This window comes from Streptomyces flavofungini, from assembly GCF_041028215.1.
In the GTDB taxonomy this organism is placed as follows: domain Bacteria; phylum Actinomycetota; class Actinomycetes; order Streptomycetales; family Streptomycetaceae; genus Streptomyces; species Streptomyces flavofungini_B.
Genome location: NZ_JASKYR010000433.1, coordinates 1 through 5,721, shown reverse-complemented (window position 1 = coordinate 5,721; position 5,721 = coordinate 1). Strand labels below are relative to the sequence as shown.

General features: G+C 68.5%; 6 protein-coding genes, 1 tRNA gene and 1 pseudogene. 4 read left to right on the top strand and 4 right to left on the bottom strand.

The features are described 5' to 3' along the window. Positions 1-1,006, bottom strand: a 1,006-nt coding sequence (locus AB8Z36_RS26040; protein ID WP_369215807.1) for a serine/threonine-protein kinase, incomplete at its 3' end; no start/stop codon positions are given. A 68-nt stretch (positions 1,007-1,074) separates the two neighbouring features. Continuing rightward, on the bottom strand, positions 1,075-1,623 hold the full coding sequence (locus tag AB8Z36_RS26035) for a helix-turn-helix domain-containing protein (protein WP_369215806.1): 549 nt from the start codon (positions 1,621-1,623) through the stop codon (positions 1,075-1,077). Between the two features lie 182 nt (positions 1,624-1,805). Between AB8Z36_RS26035 and AB8Z36_RS26030 the strand changes: the two genes are divergently transcribed. Beyond that, a tRNA-Ala gene (locus tag AB8Z36_RS26030) sits at positions 1,806-1,878 on the top strand. 228 nt (positions 1,879-2,106) lie between these two features. Here AB8Z36_RS26030 and AB8Z36_RS26025 read toward each other — a convergent pair. After that, on the bottom strand, positions 2,107-2,814 hold the full coding sequence (locus AB8Z36_RS26025; RefSeq protein WP_369215808.1) for a DUF5324 family protein: 708 nt from the start codon (positions 2,812-2,814) through the stop codon (positions 2,107-2,109). Between the two features lie 288 nt (positions 2,815-3,102). Here AB8Z36_RS26025 and AB8Z36_RS26020 point away from each other — a divergent pair, with 288 nt between their 5' ends. Then, complete coding sequence (locus AB8Z36_RS26020; protein ID WP_369215805.1) at positions 3,103-3,636, top strand: peptidylprolyl isomerase; 534 nt, start codon at positions 3,103-3,105, stop codon at positions 3,634-3,636. 136 nt (positions 3,637-3,772) lie between these two features. Then, complete coding sequence (locus AB8Z36_RS26015) at positions 3,773-4,669, top strand: rhomboid family intramembrane serine protease (RefSeq protein ID WP_369215804.1); 897 nt, start codon at positions 3,773-3,775, stop codon at positions 4,667-4,669. A 261-nt stretch (positions 4,670-4,930) separates the two neighbouring features. Here AB8Z36_RS26015 and crgA read toward each other — a convergent pair whose 3' ends face one another. Then, the gene (gene crgA / locus AB8Z36_RS26010; RefSeq protein ID WP_055563960.1) at positions 4,931-5,188 is read right to left on the bottom strand and encodes a cell division protein CrgA; all 258 of its coding nucleotides are present in this window, start codon (positions 5,186-5,188) and stop codon (positions 4,931-4,933) included. A 142-nt stretch (positions 5,189-5,330) separates the two neighbouring features. Here crgA and AB8Z36_RS26005 point away from each other — a divergent pair. Next, positions 5,331-5,721, top strand: a pseudogene (locus tag AB8Z36_RS26005) (DUF881 domain-containing protein); the annotation flags it as partial.

The following is a 5,721-nucleotide window of genomic DNA, read 5'->3' as shown; positions in this document are numbered from 1 at the left end:
GATCCGGGCCCCAGGGCGGAGTCGGGGTCCCGGTCGAGTACGTGCCGCCGGAGCCCTCGTACGCGACGGGCCGAGCCGGATGCGGGCCCGCGTGACCGGGCGCGCCGACCGCCCGGGGTGCCGTGCCGAGCGGACCGTCGGGGCCGAACCCCCTCGGCAGCGGCCCGAGCTGGTCGAAGATCTCGACGAGCTCATCGTCCGGGCTCGGCTCCGGCAGCATCTCCGTCGCCGACGCCAGGGCCTTGCGGGCCCCGGTGGCCGTACGGAAACGCTGCTGCGGGTCCGGCTGGAGCAGCGTGGCCAGAACCTGCCAGAGCGGCTCGGGGACGCCGCGTGGGGCGCTCGGGGTGCCATGGTCGACGAAGCGTTCGATCAGGGCCTTGGCGTCCGGCTTGGCCCCCTCCAGGAGGTACAGGGCGACGAGCCCCACGGCGAAGAGGTCGGCGGTGAAGTCCGGCTCGGCGCCCAGCATCTGCTCGGGGGCGAAGTAGCCAGGCGTCCCCACGACATAGTCGGTCTCGGTCAGCCGTGGCTCGCCCTTGCGCATCGAGATGCCGAAGTCGGACAGACGCAGATGCGGACGTCCGGTGCCGGTGGCCTCCAGCAGGATGTTGGCCGGTTTGATGTCGCGGTGCACGACCCCCTCGGCATGGACGGCAGCGAGTCCCGAGAGGAGCTGGTCGAGCAGGGTGCAGGCGAAGTGGAGCGGCAGGGGGCCGTAGTCCCCGATGACATGCGCCAGCGAGCCGCCGGCGACCAGATCCATGGTGAACAGGACCTTGTCGTCGTCGGCGGCCCAGCTGGCGGGCGCGAGCACATGCGGATGGTCGATCCGCAGCGCCTGCTCCCTGACGAACCGCAACAGGGAGTGCGCGTCACTCTGCTGCAGCACCTTGGCGGCCACATAGCGGTGCCGCCGGTGGTCCCAGGCGCGCCAGACCGCTCCGACTCCCCCGTGTCCGACCGGATCGACCAGTTCGTACCGGCCGGCGAAGACCTCACCCATGGTCGCGTTCCGCTCCCCTTCCGGGCCGCGCGACGGCCCGGTCGACGGATCAGCTCTGGCTCAGCGGATCAGCTCTGGTGCGCCTCGTAGTGGGCGACCGCGTCCGCGGTGCGCCCGGCGCCGTACACCCTGAGGAACTCTGCCAGCTCCGGGTGGGTGGGGGCGAGGGAGTCCGCGGCATCGATGATGTCACCGGCGGCCGACACCGAGCGCAGCAGTGACTGGATCTCACGCACCACGCGCTTGACCGTGGGCGCGCCCGAACTGGTCGTCGTCTGAGCGGTGTTGGTCAGCACGGAGCCGCCCTGGGACTTCTTGATCTCGTCCATGCGGTCGGTGGCCTCGGCGGCGCTCACGCTGCCGTCGGCGACCTGGCCCGCCAGTTCCTGGAGAAGCTGTACGCGCTGGACGACCGCCGGATTGCCGATCTTGGCCCGCTGACCGCTCATCAGCTGGGACAGCATGGGCGCGGAGAGGCCGAGGACTCCGGCCAGGCGCGCCTGATTCAGACCCAGATCATCGATGAGGCGACGGAAGAGCGCCCCCAGCGGCTCTCCGTACCAGTTCCGCTGGAGCTCCCGTGCTCTCGCGGTGGTGTCCTGCTGTGCGGCGTCCATTGCGTCTCCCCATCGCTTCCCCTAAGACCGTGCTTCGCTGCCGCGAACCACGTCGTGCATCTTACGGAGCGTGGTCGTTGACCGGGAGCCCCAATCCTTTTGCGAGATCCGGGGGGAGACCCGGTACTCTGGTCCCCGGTGCACGCCGGGGAAGTGATTCTTCAGGCGGCCGCGCCGTCCGCGGGGCCTTAGCTCAGTTGGTAGAGCGCTGTCTTTGCATGGCAGATGTCAGGGGTTCGACTCCCCTAGGCTCCACATCGCAAAAGCCCTCCTGACCTGTGAAAACGCAGGTCAGGAGGGCTTTTTCAGCTGTTGCGGAGGCTCCGGGTATGCGGAGGCCGCGGCTGCGCGGAGACGCGGGTCCGTTGCGGAAGCCTCGCGCATGCGGGGACGTACATCTGTGGCGGGCCGCCGTTTCACGTGAAACATCGCGGCCCGTGCCGCCGACGGTGCGACCCGCCGACGGTTCGGTCCGACGACTTCTCAGCCTTGCTTGTCGCGGTCCGCCGCCTCGGCCTCGGCTTCGGCCTGCTTGGCCTGGACCTCGGGGTCGAGCGAGTCCTGGGCGCTGCCGTCGACCGAGGTCAGCGACGCGCTGGCGGGGACCTCAGTGGCCTCCGGCGGCTCGACCAGCCAGTCGGGGTTGGCCTGCTTGTCCCACCACTTCCAGGCGGCGATGGCTCCGCCGGCGAGAAGGCCGAACAGGACGACCCTCTTGGCGACGCGTCCGGTCCTGGCCCGCCGCTCGTGCTTGCGGATCAGGCGCTGGACCTCCTTGGACGAGACCTGCCCGCGCAGCGCGGCCAGCGCGGCCGTGCCACGTGAGGCGGCTTCTTCCTTCACCGGCTGTGCCGCGGCCACCGCGTGCTCTATGCGCGGCTTGGAATAGTCGGCGGCCTGTCGCGCGGCCTTGCGGGTGCGTGCGGCGGCCTCATGGGCGGCGTGGTCGACCTTCGGCGGCACGTGCGTGCGCGCCTGTTCGACGCGGGGGGCGACGTAGGCGCCGTACTGGACACGGGCCTGCTCGGCCGCTTGGGAAACCTTGGGCGCGAGCCGTACGCGCGCCTCATGGGCGTAGTGCGTGGCTCGATCCCTGGCCGTGTCGGCGTATGGCGCCACCGCGTCCGCGGCGTGCCGCACGCTGTCCTTGGCCGAGCCGGTCGCGGCGCGCACGCTCTCGATGCGGGTCACGTGATCCTCCTCCTCGGTGGCGTATACGTATGTCACCTTTCCACCCTTTCAAGGATCATGCCTTCTGGATCGCCATTGGGCATGAGAGGGCGGGCATCCGGGTCATCGCTGACTCCGGCCAATCGGCGTTCTTGGTCAGCGGTGATCAATGTGCTTGATTCGGGGCAAGTAGAGCTCTTCGCCGACAATGCCACGGATCGCTTCGGCGCGCGCCCACTCGGTGGCTACTCGTCCCAATCCGGTCCGTGGCAGGATCGGGGTGTCACAGAAGACAACGGAAGGCAGATCGTGGCTGAGCAGCTTTACGCCACCCTGAAGACCAACCAAGGCGACATCGAGGTGCGGCTGCTGCCGAATCACGCGCCGAAGACGGTCAAGAACTTTGTGGAGCTCGCCCAGGGCGAGCGTGAGTGGACCCACCCGCAGACCGGCCAGAAGACCAAGGACCGTCTGTACGACGGCACGGTCTTCCACCGTGTCATCAGCGGCTTCATGATCCAGGGCGGCGACCCGCTGGGCAATGGCACGGGCGGCCCTGGCTATGAGTTCGAGGACGAGTTCCACCCGGACCTCGCCTTCGACAAGCCCTACCTCCTTGCGATGGCCAACGCCGGTCCGGGCACCAACGGCTCGCAGTTCTTCGTGACTGTGTCGCCGACGGCGTGGCTGACCCGCAAGCACACGATCTTCGGCGAGGTCTCCAACGAGGCCGGCAAGAAGGTCGTGGACGCCATCGCGGCCACGCAGACCAACCCGCGCACCGACCGCCCGGTCAACGACGTGGTCATCGAGTCCGTGGTCATCGAGACCCGCGACGCCTGATCACCGCGTTTCTCGCGCATCCCGCGCGCAGGCCGCGAGGGAACCAAACCGCCCCGCCCGTCCGTAAGGAAGGGCGGGGCGGCGCGTTGCCACGTGTGCCGTCGCAGTGCCTTCGTACGGAGATTGAGGGGACCCCATGGACCAGGCGCCAGGCAGCCCGCAGGAGCCGCAGGGGGCATCGGGCCTGCCCGGCTGCTACCGGCATCCCGACCGGGAGACCGGTATAACCTGCACGCGCTGTGAGCGTCCCATCTGCCCCGAGTGCATGATCAGCGCCTCGGTCGGCTTCCAGTGCCCGGACTGTGTCCGCGGCGGCTCGGGCACGGGCCACGCGCCGCAGGCCAATCAGCCGCGCACGGTCGCGGGCGGCGCGGTCACCGCCGATCCGCGTCTGATCACCAAGATCCTGATCGGCCTCAACCTCGCGCTCTTCCTGGTGCAGATGGCCGTCGGGGACCGCTTCACCGATCGTTACGACCTGATCGGGCGGGCCTTCGTGCCGGACCTCGGGTCGATCGAGGGCGTGGCCGAGGGGCAGTGGTACCGCCTGGTCACCTCGATGTTCCTGCACAGCAGCGTCATGCACATCGCCTTCAACATGCTGAGCCTGTGGTGGATCGGCGGCCCGCTCGAAGCGGCGCTCGGCCGGGTGCGCTATGTGGCCCTGTATCTGGCGTCCGGTCTCGCGGGCAGTGCGCTGACCTATCTGCTCGCCGCGCAGAACCAGCCCTCGCTCGGGGCGTCCGGTGCCATCTTCGGTCTGTTCGGGGCCACCGCCATCCTGATGCGCCGCCTGAACTACGACATGCGGCCGGTGCTCGCCCTGCTCGCGATCAACCTGCTGATCACGGCCTTCTGGCCCAGCATCGCGTGGCAGGCACACGTGGGCGGGCTCGTCGGCGGCCTGATCGTCGGTTACGCCATGGTGCACGCGCCGCGCGAGCGGCGGGCGCTCATCCAGTACGGAAGCTGTGCGCTCGTGCTGGTCGTGGCTGTGGCCATGGTCGTCATCAGGACCGGGCAGCTCACCTGAGGTGACCCCGTTGTCCACAGCGGGTGCCCGATCTTGTGCGAGCCGTGGGGAACAACAGTGCCCCTTGTCGCTGACCTGGGTTTTCCCAGTAAGGACAAGGGGCGTGCGCCGGGCCGACGATCCGGTGGGTCAGTCACACCGGCGTCAACCGGCCGAGAGTTATCCACAGATCTTCAGACCTTTTCCCCATGTGGATAGCGCTGTGGATAACTCAGGGCAGGGCTTGTGTGTGAGGCGCGGATACGCCTCACACGGCACCGCCTACTTCCACTGCGTGGAGACGCCGAATCCCGCCGCGATGAAGCCGAAGCCGACCACGATGTTCCAGTTGCCGAGCGGGTCGATCGGCAGCTTGCCGTCGGTGACATAGAAAACGACGATCCAGGCCAGGCCGATCAGGAACATCGCCAGCATCACCGGAGCCACCCAGCTGCGATTCGTCAGCTTGATGTTCGTCGCCTTCTTGGCGGGCGGCGGCGTGTAGTCGTCTGCCTTCTTGCGGATACGTGACTTCGGCACGAGGGTCTCTCCTGTCGATGCGCTGCGTGGCCGCGCAGGTAACTGTCATAGGGCGCCGGGCGGGACTCCATGGGGAGCTGAGGCCTCCCCCAGGCGTCCGTTAGCGTAGTGCTTCCGCGGCGTCGAAGGAGATAAGGGTACGTTGAGCAATTCTGCCGACCCCCACAAAGGTGCCGGTCGCCGCTCCCGGTGGCGCCCGGTTCGGGTGCTTACGGGTGCCGTTTTCGCCCTTGCCGGGCTGATCTTCTTCACCAGTTTCAACACGGCCAAGGGCACGAACATCCGCACCGACGCCTCCCTGCTGAAACTCTCCGACCTCATTCAGGAGCGCAGCCACAAGAACGGCGCGCTCGACGAGTCCAACGGCTCCCTGCGCGATGACGTCGAATCGCTCGCCCAGCGCGACAACGGCGGCACCAAGGCCGACGACGCCCGCCTGAAGGCGCTGGAGGACAACGCGGGCACCAAGAAGCTCAGCGGCGAGGCGGTCACCGTCACCCTCGCCGACGCCCCGCCCGACGCCAGGGCCAAGC

Excerpts from the sequence above, each read along its gene's own strand:
- AB8Z36_RS26015 (WP_369215804.1), top strand. The coding sequence starts at position 3,773 with ATGGACCAGGCGCCAGGCAGCCCGCAGGAGCCGCAGGGGGCATCGGGC.
- AB8Z36_RS26035 (WP_369215806.1), bottom strand. The coding sequence starts at position 1,623 with ATGGACGCCGCACAGCAGGACACCACCGCGAGAGCACGGGAGCTCCAG.